The organism is Streptomyces sp. YS415 (assembly GCF_023544665.1).
Taxonomy (GTDB): Bacteria; Actinomycetota; Actinomycetes; order Streptomycetales; family Streptomycetaceae; genus Streptomyces.
Genome location: NZ_JAMJFL010000009.1, coordinates 254,539 through 278,252 on the forward strand (window position 1 = coordinate 254,539; position 23,714 = coordinate 278,252).

At 72.1% G+C, this 23,714-nt stretch carries 26 protein-coding genes, 2 tRNA genes, 1 other RNA gene and 1 pseudogene; 10 read left to right on the plus strand and 20 right to left on the minus strand.

Features of this window, described 5'->3' with window-relative positions:
- Positions 1–4: 4 nt before the first annotated feature.
- The 4 genes from M8H82_RS14485 to M8H82_RS14500 all read right to left on the minus strand — a co-directional run bounded on the left by M8H82_RS14485 (position 5) and on the right by M8H82_RS14500 (position 4,303).
- Entirely contained in the window at positions 5–475 is a 471-nt protein-coding gene (locus M8H82_RS14485; protein WP_250073827.1) for a PPOX class F420-dependent oxidoreductase, read from the minus strand.
- Between the two features lie 9 nt (positions 476–484).
- Positions 485–1,306: a YceI family protein gene (locus M8H82_RS14490; RefSeq protein WP_250073830.1), complete on the minus strand. Its 822-nt coding sequence runs from the start codon at positions 1,304–1,306 to the stop codon at positions 485–487.
- Between the two features lie 74 nt (positions 1,307–1,380).
- Positions 1,381–3,834, minus strand: coding sequence for an MFS transporter (locus M8H82_RS14495; RefSeq protein WP_250073832.1), 2,454 nt, complete (start codon positions 3,832–3,834; stop codon positions 1,381–1,383).
- A gap of 13 nt (positions 3,835–3,847) precedes the next feature.
- The gene (locus M8H82_RS14500; protein ID WP_250073834.1) at positions 3,848–4,303 is read right to left on the minus strand and encodes a MarR family winged helix-turn-helix transcriptional regulator; all 456 of its coding nucleotides are present in this window, start codon (positions 4,301–4,303) and stop codon (positions 3,848–3,850) included.
- 247 nt (positions 4,304–4,550) lie between these two features.
- Between M8H82_RS14500 and M8H82_RS14505 the strand changes: the two genes are divergently transcribed.
- Positions 4,551–4,745, plus strand: coding sequence for a hypothetical protein (locus M8H82_RS14505; RefSeq protein WP_250073836.1), 195 nt, complete (start codon positions 4,551–4,553; stop codon positions 4,743–4,745).
- A gap of 101 nt (positions 4,746–4,846) precedes the next feature.
- On the opposite strand, the gene M8H82_RS14510 is transcribed toward M8H82_RS14505, so the two are convergent.
- From M8H82_RS14510 to M8H82_RS14545, 8 genes are all read right to left on the minus strand, one after another.
- The gene (locus tag M8H82_RS14510; RefSeq protein ID WP_250073838.1) at positions 4,847–5,731 is read right to left on the minus strand and encodes an RNA polymerase sigma factor SigF; all 885 of its coding nucleotides are present in this window, start codon (positions 5,729–5,731) and stop codon (positions 4,847–4,849) included.
- A 267-nt stretch (positions 5,732–5,998) separates the two neighbouring features.
- Positions 5,999–6,850, minus strand: coding sequence for an RNA polymerase sigma factor SigF (locus M8H82_RS14515; RefSeq protein WP_250073840.1), 852 nt, complete (start codon positions 6,848–6,850; stop codon positions 5,999–6,001).
- A gap of 145 nt (positions 6,851–6,995) precedes the next feature.
- Positions 6,996–7,289 carry a Dabb family protein gene (locus M8H82_RS14520; protein ID WP_250073843.1) on the minus strand — a complete coding sequence of 98 codons (294 nt, stop codon included), beginning with the start codon at positions 7,287–7,289 and terminating at the stop codon, positions 6,996–6,998.
- On the minus strand, positions 7,286–7,465 hold the full coding sequence (locus M8H82_RS14525) for a hypothetical protein (RefSeq protein ID WP_250073844.1): 180 nt from the start codon (positions 7,463–7,465) through the stop codon (positions 7,286–7,288). Before M8H82_RS14525 ends, M8H82_RS14520 begins: the two co-directional genes overlap by 4 nt.
- A 106-nt stretch (positions 7,466–7,571) precedes the next feature.
- Positions 7,572–7,656: transfer RNA gene (locus tag M8H82_RS14530), tRNA-Ser, on the minus strand.
- A 55-nt stretch (positions 7,657–7,711) separates the two neighbouring features.
- Positions 7,712–8,143: a tRNA adenosine(34) deaminase TadA gene (gene tadA, locus M8H82_RS14535; RefSeq protein WP_250073846.1), complete on the minus strand. Its 432-nt coding sequence runs from the start codon at positions 8,141–8,143 to the stop codon at positions 7,712–7,714.
- A 56-nt stretch (positions 8,144–8,199) separates the two neighbouring features.
- Positions 8,200–8,736 (minus strand): hypothetical protein, encoded by a 537-nt coding sequence (locus M8H82_RS14540; protein WP_250073892.1) that lies wholly within the window; start codon positions 8,734–8,736, stop codon positions 8,200–8,202.
- Between the two features lie 229 nt (positions 8,737–8,965).
- A complete protein-coding gene (locus tag M8H82_RS14545; RefSeq protein ID WP_250073848.1) occupies positions 8,966–9,151 on the minus strand; it encodes a hypothetical protein in 186 nt (61 codons plus the stop codon).
- A 93-nt stretch (positions 9,152–9,244) separates the two neighbouring features.
- On the opposite strand from M8H82_RS14545, the gene upp reads away from it, so the two are divergent.
- Positions 9,245–9,880 carry a uracil phosphoribosyltransferase gene (upp, locus tag M8H82_RS14550; RefSeq protein ID WP_250073850.1) on the plus strand — a complete coding sequence of 212 codons (636 nt, stop codon included), beginning with the start codon at positions 9,245–9,247 and terminating at the stop codon, positions 9,878–9,880.
- A gap of 147 nt (positions 9,881–10,027) precedes the next feature.
- Here upp and M8H82_RS14555 read toward each other — a convergent pair whose 3' ends face one another.
- Together M8H82_RS14555 and M8H82_RS14560 are read right to left on the minus strand one after the other, a co-directional pair.
- Complete coding sequence (locus tag M8H82_RS14555; RefSeq protein ID WP_250073852.1) at positions 10,028–10,669, minus strand: LytR C-terminal domain-containing protein; 642 nt, start codon at positions 10,667–10,669, stop codon at positions 10,028–10,030.
- A gap of 112 nt (positions 10,670–10,781) precedes the next feature.
- Positions 10,782–11,078, minus strand: a complete 297-nt coding sequence (locus tag M8H82_RS14560; RefSeq protein ID WP_003999914.1) for a type II toxin-antitoxin system VapB family antitoxin — start codon at positions 11,076–11,078, stop codon at positions 10,782–10,784.
- A 112-nt stretch (positions 11,079–11,190) separates the two neighbouring features.
- Between M8H82_RS14560 and M8H82_RS14565 the strand changes: the two genes are divergently transcribed.
- Positions 11,191–12,783, plus strand: coding sequence for a helicase HerA-like domain-containing protein (locus tag M8H82_RS14565; RefSeq protein ID WP_250073854.1), 1,593 nt, complete (start codon positions 11,191–11,193; stop codon positions 12,781–12,783).
- 196 nt (positions 12,784–12,979) lie between these two features.
- Here the strand turns inward: M8H82_RS14565 and M8H82_RS14570 are convergent, their stop codons facing one another.
- From M8H82_RS14570 to M8H82_RS14585, 4 genes are all read right to left on the minus strand, one after another.
- Entirely contained in the window at positions 12,980–13,282 is a 303-nt protein-coding gene (locus M8H82_RS14570) for a hypothetical protein (protein WP_250073856.1), read from the minus strand.
- 74 nt (positions 13,283–13,356) lie between these two features.
- The gene (locus M8H82_RS14575; protein ID WP_250073858.1) at positions 13,357–14,022 is read right to left on the minus strand and encodes an HdeD family acid-resistance protein; all 666 of its coding nucleotides are present in this window, start codon (positions 14,020–14,022) and stop codon (positions 13,357–13,359) included.
- Positions 14,023–14,077: 55 nt separating this feature from the next.
- Positions 14,078–14,662 (minus strand): HhH-GPD-type base excision DNA repair protein, encoded by a 585-nt coding sequence (locus M8H82_RS14580; RefSeq protein ID WP_250073860.1) that lies wholly within the window; start codon positions 14,660–14,662, stop codon positions 14,078–14,080.
- Positions 14,663–14,735: 73 nt separating this feature from the next.
- Positions 14,736–15,446, minus strand: coding sequence for a siderophore-interacting protein (locus M8H82_RS14585; RefSeq protein ID WP_250073862.1), 711 nt, complete (start codon positions 15,444–15,446; stop codon positions 14,736–14,738).
- Positions 15,447–15,534: 88 nt separating this feature from the next.
- On the opposite strand from M8H82_RS14585, the gene M8H82_RS14590 reads away from it, so the two are divergent.
- The 5 genes and pseudogenes from M8H82_RS14590 (at position 15,535) to M8H82_RS14610 (ending at position 21,341) form a co-directional block, all read left to right on the plus strand.
- The gene (locus M8H82_RS14590) at positions 15,535–17,583 is read left to right on the plus strand and encodes a penicillin acylase family protein (protein WP_250073864.1); all 2,049 of its coding nucleotides are present in this window, start codon (positions 15,535–15,537) and stop codon (positions 17,581–17,583) included.
- Positions 17,576–18,175, plus strand: a complete 600-nt coding sequence (locus M8H82_RS14595; RefSeq protein WP_250073866.1) for a GNAT family N-acetyltransferase — start codon at positions 17,576–17,578, stop codon at positions 18,173–18,175. The genes M8H82_RS14590 and M8H82_RS14595 overlap by 8 nt, the downstream gene beginning before the upstream one ends.
- Complete coding sequence (locus tag M8H82_RS14600) at positions 18,172–18,651, plus strand: cupin domain-containing protein (protein WP_250073868.1); 480 nt, start codon at positions 18,172–18,174, stop codon at positions 18,649–18,651. The genes M8H82_RS14595 and M8H82_RS14600 overlap by 4 nt, the downstream gene beginning before the upstream one ends.
- A pseudogene (locus M8H82_RS14605) lies at positions 18,648–19,415 on the plus strand (SDR family NAD(P)-dependent oxidoreductase). The gene M8H82_RS14600 and the pseudogene M8H82_RS14605 overlap by 4 nt, the downstream one beginning before the upstream one ends.
- A 165-nt stretch (positions 19,416–19,580) precedes the next feature.
- Positions 19,581–21,341: a copper resistance protein CopC gene (locus tag M8H82_RS14610; RefSeq protein WP_250073893.1), complete on the plus strand. Its 1,761-nt coding sequence runs from the start codon at positions 19,581–19,583 to the stop codon at positions 21,339–21,341.
- Positions 21,342–21,352: 11 nt separating this feature from the next.
- Here the strand turns inward: M8H82_RS14610 and M8H82_RS14615 are convergent, their stop codons facing one another.
- The gene (locus M8H82_RS14615) at positions 21,353–21,850 is read right to left on the minus strand and encodes a DUF4396 domain-containing protein (RefSeq protein WP_250073870.1); all 498 of its coding nucleotides are present in this window, start codon (positions 21,848–21,850) and stop codon (positions 21,353–21,355) included.
- Positions 21,851–22,067: 217 nt separating this feature from the next.
- A tRNA-Ser gene (locus tag M8H82_RS14620) sits at positions 22,068–22,155 on the minus strand.
- A gap of 72 nt (positions 22,156–22,227) precedes the next feature.
- Here M8H82_RS14620 and ffs point away from each other — a divergent pair.
- Both ffs and M8H82_RS14630 read left to right on the plus strand, forming a co-directional pair.
- Positions 22,228–22,324, plus strand: an RNA gene (gene ffs / locus M8H82_RS14625) — signal recognition particle sRNA small type.
- A gap of 45 nt (positions 22,325–22,369) precedes the next feature.
- The coding region (locus M8H82_RS14630) for a DNA polymerase III subunit gamma and tau (RefSeq protein WP_250073872.1) at positions 22,370–23,714 on the plus strand (1,345 nt) is incomplete at its 3' end.

Below are 23,714 nucleotides of genomic sequence, written 5' to 3' on the forward strand. Positions count from 1 at the left end.
CCGGCTAGGCGTCCTCGACGAGCCGCGCGGGAAATCCGCCCGTCGCCACCGGCCCCCACCTCTGCGGCGTCACCCGGATGATCGACTTGCCCTGCTTCACCATCGCCGCCCGGTACTCGTCCCAGTCCGGATGCTCCCCGGCGATGTTCCGGTAGTACTCCACCAGCGGCTCGACGGAGTCGGGGCAGTCGACGACCTCCGCCGTGCCGTCGATCTGCACCCAGGGACCGTTCCAGTCGTCGCTCAGCACGATCAGGCTGACCCGCGGATCCCGCCGGGCGTTCCGGGTCTTGGCCCGCTCGGGGTAGGTGGAGACGACGATCCGCCCGGAGTCGTCCACCCCGCAGGTGAGCGGCGACCCCTGCGGGCTCCCGTCGGCCCGCCGCGTCAGCAGGATCGCGCGATGCCGCGGCCGGACGAAGTCCAGCAACTCGGCCGACGAGACGGTGGTGTTGGTCGCGATGTTCGGTGCCATGCGCCCAGCCTAGGACTGCGGGAGCGCGTCTCCCTGGACCGCCTGCACGTCGAGTTCCACCCGCAGCGTCGTACCGATGGCGGCGATCCCCGCCTGGACGACCTGGTTGTAGCGCATCGCGAAGTCCTCCCGCCGCAGCTCGGCGGTGGCCCGGAAGGCGGCCCGGGTCCCGCCCCACGGATCCGACCCGGTCCCCAGGTACGCCAGGTCCAGGTCCACCGGCCGTACGACACCGTGCAGCCCCAGCGTCCCGTGGACCGTCCAGCGATCCGGGCCGGCCGCGGTCAGGCCCGTCGAGCGGTAGGTGATCTCCGGGAACCTCTCCACGTCCAGGAAGTCCGCCGACCGCAGGTGCTCGTCCCGTACGGCATTGCCCGTGTCGATCGACGACGCCCGGATCACCGCCTCCACCCGCGACCCGGTGACGTCGTCAGGGGCGATGGCGACGGTCGCGGAGAAGTCGGTGAACCGCCCGTGCACGCTGGAGATCCCCAGGTGCTGGGCGACCGCGCCCACCGACGAGTGCGCCGGGTCCACCGTCCACACCCCCGGCGGCGGCAGTTCCGCCCCGCCCTGCCGGGCCAGCGTCACCGTGCCCACCTCGGCCCGGCCGCTCGCGGTGACGATCGCGCTCGCCGCGGCGGGCGCGTACCCGACGGCGGTGACGATGACCGTGTACGCCCCGGGCGCCAGCGGGTTCGGGTCCCGCACCGCGCCTTCCGCGTCGGCAGGGGCGCGCAGCACCTGGTTGCCGTTCCCGTCCGTCACCGTGACGACCGCGTGCGACACGGCCCAACCGTCCCGGGTACGGATCCTCGCGGTCAGTCCCATCTCAACTCCTCGCATGAAACCGGCCCGTGGAGCGCGCCTCCGCTCAGAGCGCGCTCCACGGGCCGGGGCCTGTCCTACTCGCCGGGGTGGGCGAGTTCGATGTCGTGGTCGTCGACGCCGGATCCGCCGACGGCCAGCGCGGACGCCACCGGCGGGTAACCCGTCGCGATGACGGTGTAGTCGCCGCCGTCCAGGTCGGCGAAGGCGTACGCCCCGTCCGCCCCGGTCGTCGCGGTGCCGACGACATTGCCCGCCGCGTCCACCAGCGTGACCCGGGCGTCGGCCAGCGGACCGTGCGGCGCCCGTACGACGCCCCGCACCTGGGCACCGGAGTCGAGGCCGACCTCGACCCGGGTGACGCCGGTGCCGCCGATCTCGACGGGCAGGGCGCGCGGCCGGAACCCGGCGGCGTTCACCGCGACGGTCACCGTGCCCGGCACCAGCTCGCCGAGGGCGAACTCGCCCTGCTCCCCGGTGGCGGCGGTGGCCAGCAGGTCCCCGCGCACATCGGTGACGATCACCATCGCGTCCTGCACCGGCAGCGCCCCGTCGGCCGCCCGCACCACACCGCTCAGCCCACTGGTGCCGCTGAGCAGGATGTCGTAGGCCAAAGGCTCCTCGCCGACGACGACGGTGGACGCCTGCGGCTGGAAGCCGTCGGCGGAGGCGATGAGGACGTACGAGCCGGCGCCCGGCGCGTCGACGCCGTAGGCACCGTCCGTCTGGGCCACCGAGCGGCCGAGCTGCCGTCCCGAGAGGGAGATCAGCGTGACGGCGGCCCGCGGTACGGGCGCGCTCTCGGCGCCGCGGACGAATCCGCGCACGGGCACGGCCCCACCGGTGACCTGCACTGCGTCCTCCACCACGGGGTGCTCTACCACGGTGTCCTTCTCGGCCGCGTCCTTCTCCGCAGCGGGAGCCGCCGCCGGCTTCGTGCCCTCGGCCGCCTGCACCAGCGCGCCGGACGTCCGCAGCGGGACCTCCTTGATGAACAGCGTCACCAGGAAGGCGAGGAAGGCGATCGGGGCGACGTACAGGAAGATGTCGGCGATGCCGTGTCCGTAGGCGCTCTCCAGCCAGGTGCGGATGTGCTCGGGGAGGGCGTCCATGTCGGGCAGCTCGCCGGAGCCCACGGCGCGGGCCGCGCCGGCCTGCTCCTGCGGGCTGAGGGAGCCGATGGTGTCGGTGGCGTAGTGGCTGATCCGGCTGGACATCACCGAGCCGAGCGCCGAGACGCCCATCGCACCGCCGAGGGACCGGAAGAAGGTCACCACCGAGCTGGCGGCGCCGAGCTCGTGCGGGGCGACCTGGTTCTGCGTGGACAGCACCAGGTTCTGCATCATCATGCCGATGCCGAGGCCCATGACCGCCATGTAGACGGCGATGTGCCAGTACGGGGTGTCGTAGCGCATGGTGCCCAGCAGCCCGAGGCCCGCCGCCAGCAGCACACCGCCGGTGACCAGCCACGCCTTCCACTTGCCGGTCTTGGTGATGATCGCGCCGGAGACGGTGGAGGAGACGAACAGACCGGCGATCATCGGGATGGTCATGACGCCCGACATGGTCGGGGACTTGTCCCGCGCCAGCTGGAAGTACTGGCTGAAGAAGACCGTGCCCGCGAACATCGCGACACCGACCAGCAGGGAGGCGAGCGAGGCCAGCGTGATCGTCCGGTTCCGGAACAGGTGCAGCGGGATGATCGGCTCGGCGGCCCTGGTCTCCACGAACAGGAAGACCAGCGTGAGGGCGAGCGCGCCGCCGACCATCGCGTAGGTCTGCCAGGACAGCCAGGCGTACTTGTCGTCCGCGAAGGTCACCCAGACCAGCAGCAGACAGACGGCCGCGGTGATGAAGAAGGCACCGGCCCAGTCGACCTTGACCTTGCGCCTGGTCACCGGCAGGTGCAGCGTCTTCTGCAGCACGAACAGGGCGATCAGCGCGAACGGGATCCCGACGTACAGGCACCAGCGCCAGCCCAGCCAGTCGGTGTCGGTGATGACACCGCCGACCAGCGGACCGCCGACGGTCGCGACGGCGAAGGTCGCGCCGAGGTAGCCGGAATAACGGCCGCGCTCCCGGGGGGAGATCATCGCGGCCATGATGATCTGGGCGAGCGCGGTCAGACCACCGGCACCGAGCCCCTGGATCACCCGGGCGCCGATCAGCATCCCGGCGTTCTGGGACAGACCGGCGACGACCGAGCCGATGATGTAGACGACCAGGGCTATCTGGACCAGGGCCTTCTTGCTGACCAGGTCGGCGAGCTTGCCCCACAGGGGCGTGGACGCCGTCATCGCCAGCAGCGCCGCGGTCACGACCCAGGTGTACGCGCTCTGCCCGCCGCCGAGGTCCTGGATGATCTCGGGCAGCGCGTTGGAGACGATGGTGGAGGACAGGATGGCGGCGAACATGCCGAGCAGCAGCCCGGAGAGCGCCTCCATGATCTGCCGATGCGTCATGGGGGCCTCGCCGGCGCCTCCTGAGTGCTTGGCATGAGCCCGCACACCGGCTGGTGTGGTCGTTGCCATGGACTTCCTTCTCTTACGTGGTGATCGCGGGTGTACGGGGGGACTGTTCGTCGAAGCAGCGCCTCAGGCGGGCCATGAGCAGCGTGAGCTGGGTGACCTCGTCGTCGGTCCAGTCGCTCAGGCGCTCGGCGAGCAGCCGGGTGGTGCACCGGGCGAGCTCCTCGACCCGCGCCCGTCCCGCGGGCGTGAGACGCAGGATGCGGCCGCGCTTGTCGGCCGGGTCGGGGGAGCGGTCGATCCAGCCGCGCTCGGCGACATGGGCCACATGGCGGCTGGTGACCGACATGTCCACGGCGAGCAGGTCCGCGAGCTTGCTCATGCGCATGTCGCCGTGGCGCTCCAGCAGCGTCAGCACGGCGGCGGAACCACTCGGGCAGTCGGCCGGCAGCGCCCGCCCCAGCTCCCGCTTCACGGCACCGAAGGCACTGAACTGACGGACGAGCTCCTCGTACACCGCCTGCTCGGCCATCGCGCCTCCCGGGAGTATTCGTTGCTTAGGGCAACCATAGAAGCTGATGGTTGCTACAGGCAAGCAAAAGGGGCGGGGGTACGCTCCAAAAGTTGGCAAAGGCAAGTATTGCGACCGTAAACGTGCAGGTGACGGCCGATACGGGCGCTTCCCGGTGCCGGTCGCACCGGCCGGACGCCGGGATCCCGCAGGGCCCCCGCCGCCCCGCGCTTGGGCGGCACCCCTGGGTTCGCTAGGGTTTCGGCCCATGGCTAACACCGAGGGCCCGCAGGGCAATTACGACCCCGCCGGCAGCACCCAGATGTTCCGTGCGTTCGTCGACGAGGCCCCGCAGGGGCGTCAGCAGGCGGCGGCCTCCTCCGGCCCCCGCATCGGCCTGATCGTCGGTGTCGTCCTCGCCGTCGCGATCGTCGCGGCGGTGGCCTGGCTGGCGCTGATGTAAGTCCGCCCCGGACACACGACGGCCGCCGAGGCGCCGGTCAGGGCGCCTCCGCGGCCATGTGTCCATGTCGTCGCCCGGAGCGCCGGGCGCCGCCCTCGGCGTCAGTCCGAGATGAGCCCCTCGCGCAGCTGCGCGAGCGTGCGGGTCAGCAGGCGGGAGACGTGCATCTGGGAGATGCCGACTTCCTCTCCGATCTGGGACTGGGTCATGTTGGCGAAGAAGCGGAGCATGATGATGCGGCGCTCCCGGGGCGGCAGCTTGGCCAGCAGCGGCTTCAGCGACTCCCGGTACTCGACGCCTTCCAGCGCGGTGTCCTCGTAGCCGAGGCGGTCCGCCAGCGAGCCCTCGCCGCCGTCGTCCTCGGGCGCCGGTGAGTCCAGCGAGGACGCCGTGTAGGCGTTGCCGACCGCCAGGCCGTCGACCACGTCCTCCTCCGACACGCCCAGCACCGCGGCGAGTTCGGTGACCGTCGGCGAGCGGTCCAGCTTCTGGGAGAGTTCGTCGCTGGCCTTCGTCAGGGCCAGCCGCAGTTCCTGAAGACGGCGCGGCACCCGCACCGACCACGAGGTGTCCCGGAAGAACCGCTTGATCTCCCCGACCACCGTCGGCATCGCGAACGTCGGGAATTCCACGCCGCGTTCGCAGTCGAACCGGTCGATCGCCTTGATCAGGCCGATGGTGCCGACCTGGACGATGTCCTCCATCGGCTCGTTGCGGGAGCGGAAGCGTGCCGCCGCGTACCGGACGAGCGGGAGGTTCAGCTCGATCAGCGTGTCACGGACGTACGCGCGCTCGGGGCTGTTCTCGTCCAGCGCGGCGAGCCGCAGGAACAGGGAGCGGGAGAGGGTGCGGGTGTCGATGGCTCCCGACGTCGGGAGGGCCGGGGCCGGCGCGGCCTCGACAAGGGCCGTTACGTCGTCGAGCGCGGGCTCAGCCTCGCTCTTCGTGAGCGTGAGCACCTTCGAGCTGCCCTGTTCTGCGGACATGCCACCCCCTTTGGGTCGCGGGACGGTCGGGGCGGACGCTCCCACTGAGGAACGCAGCCTTCACCTGAATACCGGAGCCGGAGCCGCGGCAAACGCGCTTCCCGCAGAATGTCACATGTCGGCAACACGCTGTAGTGACATGTCGACATGTCAGACGTGAATCCGCCCTGGAAACAAGGGGTCTGACGGTCTTTCGGCGCGAAACCGCCGGGAAGAGCCCTGGTGAGCGATTCGCTCGACCCGGTGACCGTTCGCTCGTGCTTGCGGTCAGGCGTCGATCCGATTTGCCGACCGCAGCCGCTGGAAGCTACGCGCGAGTAGCCGCGACACGTGCATCTGGGAGACGCCGAGTTCCGCGCTGATCTGCGACTGGGTGAGATTGCTGTAGTAGCGCAGCAGCAGGATGCGCTGTTCCCGCTCGGGGAGTTGGACCAGCAGGTGCCGGACCAGATCGCGGTGCTCCACGCCGTCCAGCGCGGGGTCCTCGTAGCCGAGCCGGTCCAGCAGGCCGGGCAGCCCGTCGCCCTCCTGGGCGGCCTCCAGCGAGGTGGCGTGGTAGGAGCGTCCCGCCTCGATGCAGGACAGCACGTCCTCCTCGCTGATGCGCAGCCGCTCGGCGATCTCGGCGGTGGTCGGGGAGCGTCCGAAGGCGGTCGTCAGGTCCTCGGTCGCACTGTTGACCTGCACCCACAGCTCGTGCAGCCGGCGCGGGACGTGGACCGTGCGGACGTTGTCACGGAAGTACCGCTTGATCTCGCCGATCACCGTCGGCATCGCGAAGGTGGGGAACTGCACGCCCCGGTCCGGGTCGAAGCGGTCGATGGCGTTGATCAGGCCGATGGTGCCGACCTGGATCACGTCCTCCATCGGCTCGTTGCGGGAGCGGAAGCGGGCGGCCGCGTAGCGCACGAGCGGGAGGTTGGCCTCGATCAGCGCCCCGCGCACCCGGTTGTGCTCCGGCGTGCCCGGGCGGAGCTCCTTCAGCTGGGCGAAGAGCACCTGAGTGAGCGCGCGGGTGTCGGCACCGCGGCTGCGCGGGGCGGCTGCCGCCGGTTCGGGGGCCGCTTCTTGGGGAGGCGCAGTACTGGCCGGCACGGTCAACTCCACCTCGTGATCCATCAACTCATCCGTCAAAAGCGGTCATAGCATCACAAGACATGTGCACTGTGTGCAAGCACCGCATAACACCGTGTTGAGGACCAAGTGCCCAAAAACGCAGAAAAGCCCCTCGCCATCGCGGCGAAGGGCTGTGCGGCGGTCGGGTCTAGTAGGCGTAGTCCGCGATCACCCAGGTGGCGAACTCCTTCCAGAGGGCCACGCCCGCCTGGTGCTCGGGGTGCTCCACGTACCGGCGCAGGGCGTCGGCGTCGTCGAAGGCGGAGTTGATCGCATAGTCGTAGGCGATCGGGCGGTCGCTGAGGTTCCAGCCGAGTTCCCAGAAGCGGATCTCGGGGATCGTGCCCTCCAGCGCCTGGAAGGCCTTCTCGCCCTCCACGACCCGCGGGTCGTCGCGCCGGACACCCTCGTTCAGCTTGAAGAGGACCAGGTGGCGGATCATTCTTCTCCTCCGTTGGCGATCCACGTCATGAAGTCGCCGATGGCCTTGGCGGCGTCCGATATGCCCTCGAACCCTATCTGCACGTAGTCGGCTGCCTTGGCCGGGTCCGTGATGATCAGGTAGAGCACGAAGACCACGAGCACATAGACGGCGATCTTCTTCGAATTCACCGCCACCGCGGCCTCCCTGCGCCTGTCGCCCCCGAAGGGCCCCCTGTTGCCGGCGGCGAGTGTAACCGAACAGATGAAAGGGCCCCGTCTCGCGACGAGGCCCTTCTCAGAGCGGTAGCGGAGGGATTTGAACCCTCGGTGACTTGCGCCACACTCGCTTTCGAGGCGAGCTCCTTCGGCCGCTCGGACACGCTACCGAGGGAGACCTTACAGCACGCTGGGCACTGCTCAAAAATCGATAATCGGGGGCCGTCAGCGGTGCCGGAAGAAGTCCGTGAGCAGCCCGGCGCACTCCTCGGCGAGCACGCCCTCGACGACCTCGGGGCGGTGGTTGAGCCGCCGGTCGCGCACGACGTCCCAGAGGGATCCCGCGGCGCCGGCCTTCTCGTCCCGGGCGCCGTAGACGACCCGGTCCACCCGCGACTGCACCAGCGCGCCCGCGCACATGGTGCACGGCTCCAGCGTGACGACCAGCGTGCAGCCGGTCAGCCGCCACTCGCCGGTCCTCGCGGCGGCCCGGCGGATCGCCAGCACCTCCGCGTGCGCGGTGGGGTCGCCGACGGCCTCGCGTTCGTTGTGCCCGGTGCCGAGCACGGTCGTACCGTCCGCGGACAGCACGACGGCGCCGACGGGGACGTCCCCGCCCCGGACGGCCAGTTCGGCCTGGTCCAGGGCGAGTCGCATCGCCGCCCGCCAGCGGTCGCGTACCGGGTCCGGAGGACCCGCGGGAAGGGCCGGGGTCAGCGGACGGTCTCCAGGACCTCCGCGGCGCCCAGCGCCTCGGCGATGGCGCTCAGCGCGTCGGCGTCCAGGGTCTTCAGCTCCTTCTCGCTGATGCCCAGGTCGTCGAGGATCCCGCTGTCGCCCACCGGGCTGTGCGGCACCGCGTCGGCGGAGGTCCCGCCCACGGGTTCCTCGGTGTCGTCGGAGTCGCCGTCCGGCTCCTCCGTGCCGTCGAGGTCGAGGGCGTCCAGGTCGGGGACGTCGTCGCCGGGCTCCTTTCCGAGCAGTTCGTCGGTGAGCAGGATCTCGCCGTAGCTGCTGCGGGCAGCGGCGGCGGCGTCCGAGACGTAGATACGAGGGTCGTCCTCGCCGTCGATGCGGACGACGCCGAACCAGGCGTCCTCCTGCTCGATGAGCACGAGCACCGTGTCGTCCTCCGGGGAGGATTCACGGGCCAGTTCGGCCAGGTCCGACAGGGTCTCCACATCGTCGAGCTCTGTGTCGCTCGCTTCCCACCCGTCTTCGGTGCGCGCGAGCAGTGCGGCGAAGTACACCGTGACTCTCCCACTGGTCATAGGCGTGCCGGTTGGGGGTCCCCCCGGCGGAGGCTGTGGGCGGGAGTGCGGTGCGCCGAGCCCCGCCCACTCGGAATCGTGGCAGAAACGGAGCGTTCAGGGGACGTCTTCGGCTCCCTGTGTCCGCCCGTTTTGATCGTCCACCAGCGGGATCGTACGCGGCACCCGGCCTGGCGCACGCATCAGACGGGCCGACAGCGGGCCGGGGTCACCAGCGGAAGGTGCGCATGCGCATGGCGTGGCGCAGCCGGGCGGCCTTGGCGCGCCGCGGCTGGACGCGGTCGCGCAGCTCGCGGGCCTCCGCCAGGTCGCGCAGGAACTGGGCCCGGCGCCGGCGCCGCTGCGCGTCGGTCTCCCGCTGGTCGCGGTTCTGTCGGGACTCCCTGTCAGGCATGTGCACACCCCCAGTACGTCCTTCCCGCGTTCCCACCGGTGGCCGGTTTGATGCCAGCACGTGGGGCGCGGCGGCCCGGTTACTGTTGGGGACATGCGTCTCCACGTCGTCGACCACCCCCTGGTCGCCCACAAGCTCACCACCCTGCGCGACCAGCGCACCGACTCCGCGACCTTCCGCCGCCTCGCCGACGAGCTGGTCACCCTGCTCGCCTACGAGGCCACCCGGGACGTGCGCACCGAACAGGTCGACATCCAAACGCCGGTCGAGCGGACCACGGGCGTCAAGCTGTCCCACCCCCGCCCGCTGGTGGTGCCGATCCTCCGGGCCGGCCTCGGCATGCTGGAAGGCATGGTCCGGCTGCTGCCGACCGCCGAGGTGGGCTTCATGGGCATGATCCGCAACGAGGAGACGCTCCAGGCCTCCACGTACGCCACCCGGATGCCGGAGGACCTCTCCGGGCGCCAGGTGTACGTCCTCGACCCGATGCTGGCCACCGGCGGCACCCTGGTCGCGGCGATCCAGGAGCTGATCAAGCGCGGCGCCGACGACGTGACCGCGGTGGTGCTGCTCGCCGCCCCCGAGGGCGTCGAGGTGATGGAACGCGAGCTGGCGGGGGCGCCGGTGACCGTGGTGACGGCCTCCGTCGACGAGCGGCTCAACGAGCACGGGTACATCGTGCCGGGGCTCGGCGACGCGGGCGACCGGATGTACGGCGCCGCGGAGTAGGACGCGGGTCGCCTGTTTTCCTCAGGGGTGCGCGGTGGCTGCGGCGCCGTCGTGGCTTGCCGCGCAGTTCCCCGCGCCCCTGGGCGCAGATTCCTGCGCCCCAGGCGCAATCCGCCCCCCAGGGGATTTGCCGCTGGCCGAGTGGTGTCAGCAGGCCTTGTCCGCCGCGGCGGGCGTCGGCTTCGGCTTGGTCAGCGTGGCCAGGGCCTTGTCGGCGTCCGCCTTCGCCGTCAGCTTCTTGAAGCCCGAGCCGAGGATCAGGTCCACCGCCGTGCCCTTGCGGGCCGCGTCCGTGCGGCGCTCGGCGCCCGGCAGCTGGGTGGCGAGGACCGGCAGCGACGTGTCGAGGGCGGCGGAGGGGCCGAGCAGCAGCGCCGTGCCCTTGACCTTCTTGTCGTACTGCTTGGTCGCGTTGCCCACCTCGCCGATCCGGAAGCCGCGCTTCTTCAGCTCGTCCGCGGTCTTCTTCGCGAGGCCGCTCACCGGCGTGGCGTTGAGCACGTTGACGGTGATCCGGCCCGGCTCGGGGAGCGCGGCGGCCTTGGTCGAGACAGTCGCCCGGTCGCGGCACTCCCCGAGCCGGGCGCCGGCCGCGGAGGCTTCCTTGCCGCCACCGGTGAAGACGTCGATGAGCTGGAGCGTGCCCCAGCCGAGCACGCCGAGGGCGGTGACGGACGCGACGGCCAGGAGAACGAGCCTGCCGCGTCGCCGCGGCCGGCGCATCCGCGGGTACTTGTCCCCCGTGATCCGGTACTGGCCGCCCATGCCAGGGGGAGTCAGCATGCTCATGGGCGCAGCGTAGTGCGCCGGAGCGGTGATTCCTACTACATGATCATTGGATGCCGGGCAGGAGAACCCGAAAGGGTCAACCCTTCACCGGACCGCCACTCGATCCGCGGCGTCAGTCCAGCTCGAGCACGCGCGCGTGCAGCACCTGGCGCTGTTGCAGCGCGGCGCGCACGGCCCGGTGCAGACCGTCCTCCAGGTACAGATCGCCCTGCCACTTCACCACGTGCGCGAACAGGTCGCCGTAGAAGGTGGAGTCCTCGGCGAGCAGGGTCTCCAGGTCGAGCTGGCCCTTGGTCGTCACGAGCTGATCGAGGCGGACCGGGCGCGGTGCGACGTCCGCCCACTGCCGGGTGCTCTCCCGGCCGTGGTCGGGGTACGGCCGGCCGTTTCCGATGCGCTTGAAGATCACACGGAAAGCCTACCGGTCCAGACGTTCCGGGCGCAGCCATGGCGCCCGAGTGCGACGCTGGAAAAGCCGCTGTAAATCGGGGTGAACCTCAATTTTCGGATAGGTGCCTGAGATGAGTGACCGCGAAACCGTGCCGTCGGCCACCGCCCCCGAGAAGTCCGGGAGCGCTCCCGCCCTGCCGAAGGAGGCCCTGGAGATCGCCGCCGGGTACGCCTTCGCAGGCCCCGCCCTCGACCTGGGCGCCCTGCTGTGGGAGGGCCGGTGCCTGGCCGACGCGCAGATCCGGATCCCGCTGCCGATGCTCAATCGGCACGGTCTGGTCGCCGGCGCGACCGGCACCGGCAAGACCAAGACGCTCCAGCTGATCGCCGAACAGCTCTCGGCCCAGGGCGTGCCGGTGTTCCTCGCCGACATCAAGGGCGATCTGTCGGGCATCTCGGCGCCGGGACAGCCCGGCGACCGGATCACCGCCCGTGCCGCGGACGTCCACCAGCGCTGGACGGCGACCGGCTTCCCCGCGCAGTTCTACGCGCTCGGCGGTCTCGGCCACGGCGTTCCGGTGCGGGCCACGATCACCAGCTTCGGCCCGGTCCTGCTCTCGAAGGTGCTGCAGCTGAACCGGACCCAGGAGCAGTCGCTCGGCCTGGTCTTCCACTACGCCGACACCAAGGGCCTGGAGCTGGTCGACCTCAAGGACCTCAGGGCGGTGGTCGCCTTCCTGACCTCGGACGAGGGCCGGCCGGAGCTGAAGAGCATCGGCGGTCTGTCCAGTGCCACGGCGGGAGTGATCCTGCGGGCGCTGACCGCCTTCGAGGCGCAGGGCATGGGCGGCTTCTTCGGGGAGCCGGAGTTCGACACGGCCGAGTTCCTGCGCACGGACGGGGACGGGCGCGGCACGGTCTCCGTCCTCGAACTGCCCGCCGTGCAGGACAAGCCGGAGCTGTTCTCCACGTTCCTGATGTGGCTGCTCGCCGATCTCTTCCACGATCTGCCCGAGGTCGGTGACACCGGCAAGCCGAAGCTGGTCTTCTTCTTCGACGAGGCGCATCTGCTGTTCCAGGACGCCTCCCCGGCCTTCCTGGACGCGATCACGCGGACCGTGCGGCTCATTCGCTCGAAAGGGGTCGGCGTCTTCTTCGTCACGCAGACCCCGAAGGACGTACCGGGGGACGTCCTCGGCCAGCTCGGCAACCGGATCCAGCACGCGCTGCGCGCCTTCACCCCGGACGACGAGAAGGCGCTCAGGGCCACGGTGAAGACCTTCCCCAACTCGGCGTACGACCTGGAGGAGCTGCTCACCGGGCTCGGGACCGGCGAGGCGGTGGTCACCGTGCTCAGCGAGAGGGGCGCCCCGACGCCGGTCGCCGCGACCCGGCTGCGGGCACCCGAGTCCCTGATGGGGCCGATCGAGTCCGCGGCCCTGAACGAGGCGGTGACGTCGTCGCCGCTGTACGGGCGGTACGCGCAGGCCGTCGACCGGGAGTCGGCGTACGAGCGGCTGCAGCGGCCGCCCGCGGGCAAGGGGCCGGACGAGATGCGGGCCCGGGCCCCCCAGGCCGCCCCGCGGACCCAGGAGCAGCCGTCGGTGGTCGAGCAGGTCGTCGGCAGCGGCATGTTCAAGTCGCTGGCCCGGTCCGTCGGCACTCAGATCGGGCGCGAGATCACCCGCTCGGTCTTCGGTACGGCCCGGCGGCGGAGGCGGTAGCCGCCACGGCCCCGCCTCCGCCGGCTGCTCAGCGGTTCTTGTCCTTCGGGGAATGTTCGTCCCGCTTCGTCTGCGGCTTCGGCGTGCTGCGTGCGGCCTCCGCCCGCAGCAGGGCGCGCAGGACGGCGTACGGGTCCATGGGCATGGGGGTGCTCCTTGCGTCGTACTGACGGATGAACCGGGGGGAGCGGTTCTGTCAGCAGCGCAGGACCACCACCGAGCGGCGGGCGGCCGGGGTGCGCGGGTGCGGCGGCGGGAGCAGGGCCGCCGGGCGGGGGCGCGGGGCGGGAGGCGGCGGGAGGGCGGCGGCGCGGTGCGCGCGGCGGGCGGTTCCGGGCCGCGGGGCGGGGTCGACGACGTCGTACTCGATGATCTCGGTGGCCGCCGCGACGGGGGAGAGGGGCCCTCCGGCGGGTGCCGCGGGGACGCACAGGGCGAGCAGCAGGACGAAGGTCCGCAGCCAGGTCCGGCCGGGTCGGAGGCTTCGTACGGTGCTCACGGAAGGTCATCTCCCCGTCGCGGCCGCGCCGTTCTGCGCGGCGCGCCCGAGAACCGCCCGCCCGGCGTACCCGGTCACAGCTCGTGGGGGACCTGGCGGGCGCGGTGGCGGATGCCCAGCGCCGTGACGATCTCGACGATGCCGACGACGACCAGCCAGATCCCGCCGACCACGACGAGGACGCCGACCGACTCGAACGGCGAGACGATCAGCACGGCCCCGGCGGCGAAGGTGACGACGCCGAGGAGGATCTGCCGGCCGCGGGCGGGCATGCCCGGGTCGGAGACGGCCGCCACGGTCTGGGTGATGCCGCGGATCAGCCAGCCGATGCCGATCCACAGGGCGAGCAGCAGCAGCGACTGCATGGGCCCGCGGAAGCAGAACAGGCCCAGCAGGATCGACAGGGCGCCGCTGATGAAGCCCAGCACGCGCAGCGAGGTCGTCTTGTGCGTGCCGAAGGCGGCGACCAGCTGGAAGACGCCGCTGAGCAGGAGGTAGAGGCCGAACAGGACGCCGGTGGCGCGCAGCGTGGAGCCCGGCCAGACCAGCACCAGCACGCCCAGGACCAGCGAGGCGAGGCCGGTCAGCAGGACGATCTGCCAGGCGGCCCGGGACAGGGCGTGCAGGGGGCCCTCGAGGGGCGGTTCGGGTTCGTGGCCGCCTCTCGGGGCGCGCCGCGCGTGGACGTTGCGGTCGTCGTACTCCGGGCCCCACGCGGGGCCGGACGGTGCCTCGGTCATGGTTCAAGCTGAGAACGGCCCGGCCGGTGCCGCCACCAAGGGTGAGCCGAACGGCTTACTTCTTGGCCGCCCTGGCCGCCGCCTTCATCTCCTGCTTGTGCGCGCGCACCTTCGCCAGCGACTCCGGCCCCGTGATGTCGGCGACGGACCGGAAGGACTCGGCCTCGCCGTAGGAGCCGGCCGCCTCCCGCCAGCCCTTCGGGGCCACGCCGAGCCGCTTGCCCAGCAGCGCGAGGAAGATCTGCGCCTTCTGCTTGCCGAAGCCGGGCAGTTCCTCCAGGCGCCGCAGCAGTTCCGTGCCCTCGGTGACGCCCTTCCAGACCAGTTCGGCGTTGCCGTCGTAGTGCTCGACCAGGTACTGGCACAGCTGCTGGACGCGCTTGGCCATGGACCCCGGGTAGCGGTGCACGGCCGGCTTCTCCGACAGCAGCGCCGCGAAGGACTCCGGGTCCAGGGCGGCGATGTCGTGCGCGTCCAGATCGTCCGCGCCGAGCCGGTCCGCGATCGTCCGGGGCCCCTTGAACGCCCACTCCATCGGGACCTGCTGGTCGAGCAGCATCCCGACCAGCGCGGCGAGCGGACTGCGGCCGAGCAGCTCGTCGGCGTCGGGGTCCTGGGCGAGGTGAAGGGTGACGTCCATGGCTCGATGATCCCGCGGACGAGCCCGGGTCGCGCGCCGGTACGCGAGCGCGACCGCGTGCGCCTGCTCGGGCTCAGGTCGCGCGCCAGTACCCCAGCGCGTGCATCCGGTCCTTGGCGACGCCCAGCTCCTTGCGGACGTAGGCCGACAGGTTCCGGGTGGTCACCGTGTCACAGGCGATCCAGACGTACGGCTGGTCGGTGCCCTTCACCAGGTCGGGCAGGTCCGCGCGTACGGCGTCCACCAGCTCGTGGCGGGCGACCGGGCGCAGCTCGTGCCGGGAGGCGTCGGCCCGGCAGGGCAGCCCGTCGAGGGTGCCCTCGAACCAGATGGTCGCCGGGGCCGTACCCAGCGCGTCCAGGAGGGAGTTGAGCGCGGGCAGCGAGGCGGGGTCGGCCATCGCGAAGACGTGGGAGGGCTCGGGCCGGGGATGCTGGAAGCCCGTGCCCTGGACCGTCGCCTCGATGGTGTCCCCGGCCCGCGCCGCCCGCGCCCAGTCACTGGCCACACCTTCGTGCAGCGCGAACTCCAGGCTGAAGGTGCCGGCCTCCGGATCGGGGTCGACCAGCGTGTACGCCCGCTGGTGCGGCTTGCCCCCGTCGGTGAACCAGAGCCGGACCCACATCGTCGGGTGGACGCCGGTCGCCGCGAGCATGCCGCCGTCGGTGAGGTGCAGCCGCCGGTAGTCGGGAGAGACGTCCTCGGCGCCGGTGACCGTGAACTCGAAGTCCTTGGCGCCCATCAGTTTCAGGACCGTGCCCTGCCAACCGTGCCCCTGCCCCATCGCGTCTTCACCCTTCGCGTACTATTCCGCCACGAATAACTTAGGCAAGGCTAACCTAAAGCAGGCCATGAGCACAGGAGGGTGACAGGTGACCGCCGAGATCTACCGCGACGCCTGGGGCATCCCGCACTTGCGGGCGGACGGCGCGCGCGAACTCGCCCGCGCCCAGGGCCGCGTCACCGCCCTCGACCGGGCCTGGCAGCTGGAGGTGGAACGCCGCCGCGCCGAGGGCACCTCCGCCGCCCTGCTCGGCCCGGACTCCCTGGCCTGGGACCGCTTCGTGCGGCGGGCCAGGCTCGACGACACCGCCCGCCGCTGCTGGGCCGAACTGGCCGACGGCGACCCGGAGACCGCCGACTGGATCCGGGCGTACGTCGACGGCGTCAACGAAGGCCTCGCCGGGGCCGCCCTGCCGGTCGGCACCCCCGGCCGCTGGGAGCCCTGGACCCCGCTCGGCATCTGGCTCGGCATCCACATCCTCTTCGCGGGCTTCCCGGCCAAGCTCTGGCGCGACCAGGCGGTGCGGCACCTCGGCGAGGAGGCCGTCGGCCTGTTCGCCATCGACGGCCCCGGCACCTCCGGCAGCAACGGCTGGCTGGTGAGCGGCGAGCGCACGGTCTCCGGGCAGCCGATCATCGCGGGCGACCCGCACCGGTTCATCGAGGACGCGGGCGTCTACCAGCAGATCCATCTGTCCTGCCCCGAGTTCGACGTCGTCGGCCTCGCCGTCCCCGGCGTCCCCGGCATCGCCCACTTCGGGCACACCGGCACGGTCGCCTGGGCCATCACCAACGCCATGGCCGACTACCAGGACCTGTACCGGGAACGGCTGCGGCGGACGGGCGCGGGCGTGGAGGCACTCGGTCCGGACGGCACCTGGGCCCGCGCCGCCCGGCACACCGAGACCATCGAGGTCGCGGGCGAGGACCCGGTCGAGGTCGAGGTCATCGAGACCGACCGCGGCCCGGTCGTCATCGGCGGCCCCGAAGGCCTCGACGACGGCACCGACTGCGCCGTCAGCCTCCGCTACCCGCCCCGCGTCACCGGCGACCTCGGCTTCGGCGCCCTCCTCCCGCTGCTGCGGGCCCGCCGGGTCGCCGACGTGGACCGGGCCTTCGACCGGTGGACCGAGCCGGTCAACGTCGTCCAGGCCGCCGACACCGAGGGCGGCCTGCTCCACCGCGTCGCCGGAAAGGTCCCGCGGCGCGCCCGGGCCAACCGCACCCGGCTGGTCCCCGCCTGGGAGCCCGGCCACGCCTGGCAGGGCTGGCACGAGATGCCGTACGGCGAACTCGCCGACGGTGTCGCGGTGATGGCCAACCAGCGCGGCCCCGCCGCGCCCCTCGGCGTCGAGTTCGCCCCGCCGCACCGCGCCGACCGCATCGCCGCCCTGCTGGGCGAGAAGGAGCAGTGGGCGCCCGGCGACATGCCCGCCATCCACACCGATACCCATCTCGCCTCCGCCGCCGCCCTGCTGGACCGCCTGGCTGCCCTCGACGGCCTCTCCCCGGAGGCGGCCCGCCTGCGCGAGACGCTCCTGGCCTGGGACCGCCGGATGGACGCCGACAGCGCACCGGCCGCCGTCTACGCGGCGGTGCGCGGCGCGGTCGTACGCCGGCTCGCCGTGCACCCCGCCTTCGCCGCCCTGACCGCCCCGCCCGCCTACCCCGAGGTCCTGCTCCCCTGGCTCGCCCTCGTCCCGCGCATCGGCTACGCCCTCGAACACCTGCTGCGCGCCGAGGAGTTGTACGGCATCGACCGGCCGGAAGCCGTGCGCGCCGCCGTGGAGGAGGTGGCCGCCCGGCCGCCCGGGGGAGTCTGGGGCGACACCCACCGCCTCGCCCCCTGGCGTGCCCTGCCCGCCGAGTACGACGAGCCCGCTCTCTCCGGCGACCACGACTGCGTCCTGTGCACCTCCGCCGTGCCCGGCATCACCGACCTCGCGGCCCGCGGCCCCGCCGCCCGGTACGTCTGGGACCTGGACCGCCGCGAACACAGCCTGTGGGTGGTGCCGTTCGGCGCCTCCGGGGTGCCCGGCACTCCCCACCACCGCGACCAACTGCCCCTGTGGACGCGGGGAGAGCTCGTCCCCGTCGTCACGGACTTCGACCGACTGGAGAAGGAAACCGATGTCTGAGACCCGCGAGACGGTGTACGAGGAGCGGGTCGACGGCTTCGGCACCGTGTCTGTCCTGCGCCTCGACCCGCAGACCGACGCCGAGGTCGTGCACTCCTGGGTGAGCGAGGAACGCGCCGCGTTCTGGGGCATGAACGGCCTCAGCCGCGACCAGGTCACCGAGATCTACGCCCACCTGGACACCCTCGACACCCACCACGCCTACCTCGTCCGCCGCGACGGCGTCCCGGTCGCGCTGCTGCAGACCTACGAGCCCGAGGCCGACCGGGTCAGCGAGTGCTACGACGTGGAGCCCGGCGACATCGGCGTCCACCTGCTGCTCGCGCCCGCCGACGAGGAGAGCGGCCGCAGCGGCTGGACGTCCGGGCTGCTCAAGGCCATCACCTCCTACGCCCTCATCGGCCTGGACCGGCGGCGGATCGTCATCGACCCCGACGTGGCGAACGAGAAGGCCGTCGCCCGCTTCGTGCGCCAGGGCTTCGAGGCGGGACCGCTCGTCACCCTCCCCGAGATCGACCTCCCGGACGTGTACCTGCCGGAGAAGAAGGCCCAACTCGCCTTCCTCCGCCGGGAGGTAGCCTTCCCCGGGTGACCCCGGAAGACCTCGTCGCCCACTACGGTCTGGAGCCGATACCGCGCGAGGGCGGACTGTTCCGCCGTACCTGGGAAGGGCCCGCGCTACCGGACGGCAGACCCGCGGGCACCGCCATAGTCGCCCTGCTCACCGCCGAGCCGGGCGACTACTCCGCGCTGCACCGGCTGACCGGCGACGAGGTCTGGCACTTCTACCTCGGCGACCCCCTGGAGATGCTGCTGCTCGCTCCCGACGGCAGCTCCCGCACGCCCGTCCTGGGCCCGGACGTCCTGCACGGCCAGCAACCGCAGCTGACCGTCCCCGCGGGCACCTGGATGGGCGCCCGGGTCGCGGCCGGCGGCGGCTGGACCTTCTTCGGCTGCACCATGGCCCCCGGCTTCACCTACGAGGACTACGAGCACGGCGACGCGCAGCACCTCCTCGCCCGCTATCCCCACGAGGCCGCCCGGATCATGGAACTGTGCCGCCCATGAAGCTGCTCCAGGGCCAGGTCGCCCTGATCACGGGAGCCGGCGGCGGCATCGGCCGCGGCATCGCCCTGCGCTTCGCCGAGCAGGGCGCGGCGGTGGCCCTCCTCCCCCAGAGGGGGTACCCCCAGCCGGACGGCGGTGGACGCGGCGCGCGAACTGGCCGCCGAAATAGGGCGGTCCATCGTGCTGCGCGGGGACCTGACCGTCGAGGAGGAGTGCCACCGCGTGGTGCGGGAGGCCGCCGAGTGGGGTGGCGGCAGGCTGACGGCACTGGTCAACAACGCGGGCGTGCAGCCGGTCCGGGATCTGCCCGGGATGACCGCGGACGAGTGGCGGGCGGTGCTGGACACCAACCTCACCAGTGTCTTCGCCTGTACGCAGGCCGCCGCCGAGGTGATGCGGGGGCGGGGCGGCGGCTCGGTGACCCACATCGCCTCCGTGGAGGCCGGATGCCGGCGGAGGGGCACGCGCACTACGCGGCCGCGAAGGCGGCGGTGGTGATGCACGCCCGCTCGGCGGCCATGGAGTACGGCCGCGACGGCATCCGCGTGAACACGGTCTGCCCGGGCCTGATCGACCGGGACGGACTGGCCCGGGCCTGGCCGGAGGGCGTACGGCGCTGGAACGCGGCCACGGCCGTCGGCCGGCTCGGCCGCCCGGAGGACGTGGGGGACGCCTGCGTGTTCCTCTCCTCCCCGCTCGCCTCCTGGATCACCGGTCACGACCTGGTGGTGGACGGAGGGGCATCGGCCCGGCCGACGTGGTGAGGCCTGTCCCGGGGACGCGGATGCGGCCGGGCGGGGTGCGGACGCGTCCGTCGATCCGTCCGGCCGGGTGAGCGTGGGGCGCTCGCGGTGCGTACCTATCCTCGTGGCGGAGACCGGGGAAGGCGGAGGGACGACGTGGTCCGACGGCGCGGGGTTCAAGGGCTGGTGCTGCTGGGAGCCGTGCTGGTCCTGCTCCTCCTCGGCGGCGCCGGAACGGCTTCGGCGCACGCCGCCCTCAGCGGCACCGACCCCGAGAACGGAGCCGTCCTCGCCACGGCCCCCCGCCAGCTCACCCTGACCTTCACCGAGTCCGTGGGGCTCCTCGACGACTCGGTACGCGTCCTGGGCCCGGACGGCACGCGTCTGCGCGTGGGGGAGGCCGAGCACGCGGAGGACGACGGCACGGCCCGCGTCACCCTGCCCCGGGGCCTGGACCAGGGCACCTACACCGTGGCCTGGCGCGTGGTGTCGGCGGACAGCCACCCGGTGTCGGGCGCGTTCACCTTCTCGGTCGGCAAGCCGTCGGCCGTCCCGGTGGCCGTCGACACGGGCCCGGCCGAGCATCCGGCCACCGCCGCCCTGCACAAGATCGCCCGGTATCTCGCCTACCTGGCCGCGGCCCTGCTCATCGGCACGGCCACCTTCGTCGCCGTATGCCGGCCGCCGGACCCGAAGGCCCTGCGCACGCCGCTCCTGCTCGGCTGGTGGACCCTGGCGGCCACGACGGCCGCCCTGCTGCTGCTCCGGGCCCCGTACGAAACCGGCGAGTCCCCGGCGGGGGCCCTGAACCCGGACGCCCTCACCGACACCCTCACCGGCCGCCCGGGCCTGACCCTGCTGACCAGACTGGCCCTGCTCCTCCTGACCGCCGCGTATCTCGTACGGCGGTGGAGGCGGGGCGAGCCCAGCGGCCCGCCGGGAGCCGTCCTCGCCGTAGGACTCGCCCTGACCTGGGCGGCCTCGGATCACGCCTCGGCCGGAATCCAGGTACCGGTGGCGATGACCTCCGCCGTGCTGCACCTCCTGGCCACCGCGGTCTGGCTCGGCGGCCTCACGGCCCTGCTGCTCACCCTGCGCCGCGCCCACCTCACCCCCGGCACGGTCACCCGCTTCTCCCGCCTGGCCTTCGCCTCGGTGACCGTCCTGGTCGTCACCGGCGTCTACCAGTCCTGGCGCGGCCTCGGCTCCTGGGACGCCCTCACCGACACGACGTACGGCAGGCTCCTGGCCCTCAAGATCGTCGCGGTCGCCCTCCTCCTCGCGGCGGCGGCCGCATCCCGCCGGTGGACGGCACGGCTGGGGGCGGTCGGGACGGAGAGGGCGGCGGGGGAAGGCAGCCGGGAGCAGGCGGCGGAGGCGGTCGTACGGGCAAGGGTTCCGGAGCCCATGGGCGGCCCCCGCCTCCCGGACCCGCCGCCCCCGCCACCGCACGCGCCCTCCGACGAGGCCCAGCGCCGCGCCCTGCGCCGCTCGGTGCTGGCCGAGGTCACCGTCGGGGTGGTCGTGCTGGTGATCACGACCGTGCTCACCGCGACCCTGCCGGGCCGGGCCGTGGCCGAGGCGGCCGGGGCCGCGCCGCCCACCGGCGGCACCGTGGCCGTCACGGTCCCCTTCGACGTCGGCGTCCCGGGCGGCGCCGGCAAGGTCGAGCTCACCCTGGACCCCGGCCGGGTCGGCGACAACGCCCTCCAGGCCGTGGTGCTCGGCCCGGACGGCGGTCTGTCGGCCGTTCCCGAACTGCGGGTCTCCTTCACGCTCCCCGCCCAGGACATCGGCCCCCTCGACGCCGACCTGACCGACCGGGGCGGCTACTGGGCCAACAGCTTCGTCAACCTCCCCCTCGCCGGTACCTGGACCATGAAGGTCACCGTGCGGGTCTCGGAGATCGACCAGGTGAGCGTGGAGCGGCGGATCGACGTCCGCTGAGGGGGCGGGCCTCAGTGGTAGGCGTGCACCACGGCGTGGCCCTTGCCCCGCCCGATCATCCACTTGTTGACCGGCGTGGTGATCACGAACGCCACCGCGAAGCCGCCCAGCAGGGCCGACCAGAACAGCGCGTCGTCGAGATGGGCGTCCATGGCGCCCGGGGTGAGGGCGATGATCGCGTTGTCCACGAACTCCATCACGGCGATGGAGACGGTGTCGGCGGCGAGCGCGACCTTGACGGCCGACTTGAGGTCCAGCCCGGCCCGCAGGACGGCGAACAGCGTGAACGAGTACCCGAAGAGGAACGCCAGGCTGATCGCCAGCACCATGGTCGGCACGTTCGCCCAGCCCAGCGCGGTCCCGATCACCATGCCGAGGATCTCTCCGACGGCACACCCGGTGAGGCAGTGCAGGGTGGCCTTGATCGCCATGCCCCACGAGACCTTGCCGTGCCCGGCATGGCTGTCGTGTCCGGTGTGCCCGGCGTGCTGATGAGTGCTGTGATCCATGACGACGTCCCCATTCGCCTGTCCGCACGGCCCGTGTCCCCGGGCCCACTGCGATGAACCATATACCCCCCGGGGGTATTCCGGAAGGAGTGCAGCCCCTGGGGCGGAAGGGGGTGGCAGGCCATGGGCCGGAAGGGATTCAGGCCCTGAGCCGGACAACGTCGAAGGGCCCCACTGCGAACAGTGGGGCCCTTCGACGTAGTGCCCGGTGAGGCACTGGCGGAGGATACGAGATTCGAACTCGTGAGGGGTTGCCCCCAACACGCTTTCCAAGCGTGCGCCCTAGGCCTCTAGGCGAATCCTCCGCCGGGAACATTACATGACCGAGGAGGGTGCTCGCGAACTCGATACGAGCTGCTGACGTCGGGTACTCTGTGCGCAGCCCCTCACGCGGCGCTATCTGACTGAACTCCCCCAGGGCCGGAAGGCAGCAAGGGTAGGTCGGCTCTGGCGGGTGCGTGGGGGGCGTCTGCGTTCCCGTGGGTCGGGTTGTCAGTGGGCGCCTATAACCTCGTATGCGTGTCGTCTCTCGCGCTGTACCGCCGCTATCGCCCGGAGTCGTTCGCCGAGGTCATCGGGCAGGAGCATGTCACCGACCCGCTGCAGCAGGCGCTGCGGAACAACCGGGTCAATCACGCGTACCTGTTCAGCGGCCCGCGCGGATGCGGAAAGACGACCAGCGCCCGGATCCTCGCCCGCTGTCTGAACTGCGCGCAGGGCCCCACCCCCACCCCGTGCGGGGAGTGCCAGTCCTGCCAGGACCTGGCGCGGAACGGCCCGGGCTCGATCGACGTCATCGAGATCGACGCCGCCTCGCACGGTGGTGTCGACGACGCCCGTGAGCTGCGGGAAAAGGCCTTCTTCGGCCCCGCCTCCAGCCGGTACAAGATCTACATCATCGACGAGGCCCACATGGTCACGTCGGCCGGCTTCAATGCCCTGCTCAAGGTCGTCGAGGAGCCCCCGGAGCATCTGAAGTTCATCTTCGCCACCACCGAGCCCGAGAAGGTCATCGGGACGATCCGGTCGCGGACCCACCACTACCCCTTCCGGCTCGTGCCTCCGGGCACCCTCAGGGAGTATTTGGCCGAGGTCTGCGGGCACGAGAACATCCCCGTCGAGGAGGGCGTCCTCCCGCTGGTCGTGCGCGCGGGCGGCGGATCCGTGCGTGACTCCATGTCCGTCATGGACCAGCTGCTCGCCGGGGCGCGGGAGGAGGGTGTGACGTATGCCATGGCCACCTCCCTCCTCGGCTACACCGACGGCTCGCTTCTGGACTCCGTCGTCGAGGCCTTCGCCACCGGGGACGGCGCCGCCGCCTTCGAGGTCGTCGACCGCGTCATCGAGGGCGGCAACGACCCCCGGCGCTTCGTCGCCGACCTGCTGGAGCGGCTGCGGGACCTGGTGATCCTCGCCGCCGTTCCGGACGCCGTGGACAAGGGGCTCATCGACGCCCCCGCGGACGTGCTGGAGCGTATGCAGGCCCAGGCCGGCACCTTCGGCGCCGCCGAGCTCAGCCGCGCCGCGGACCTCGTCAACGACGGCCTCACCGAGATGCGGGGCGCCACCTCGCCCCGACTCCAGCTCGAGCTGATCTGCGCCCGCGTGATGCTTCCCGCCGCCTACGGGGACGAGCGCTCGGTGATGGCCCGGCTGGACCGGCTGGAGCGCGGCGTGAACTTCTCCGGGGGCGCCGCCGCTCCCGCGATGGGGTACGCCCCCGGACCTGAGGCCCATGCCCAGCCCGGCGTCCAGCCCCAATCCCCGGTGCAGGCGGGGGCCCCCGCGCAGACCCAGGGGCCCGGTCAGGGGGCCGCGGCTCCGACCGGCGGCCCGGCGGCGGCCCGCGCGGCGGTACGGGGAG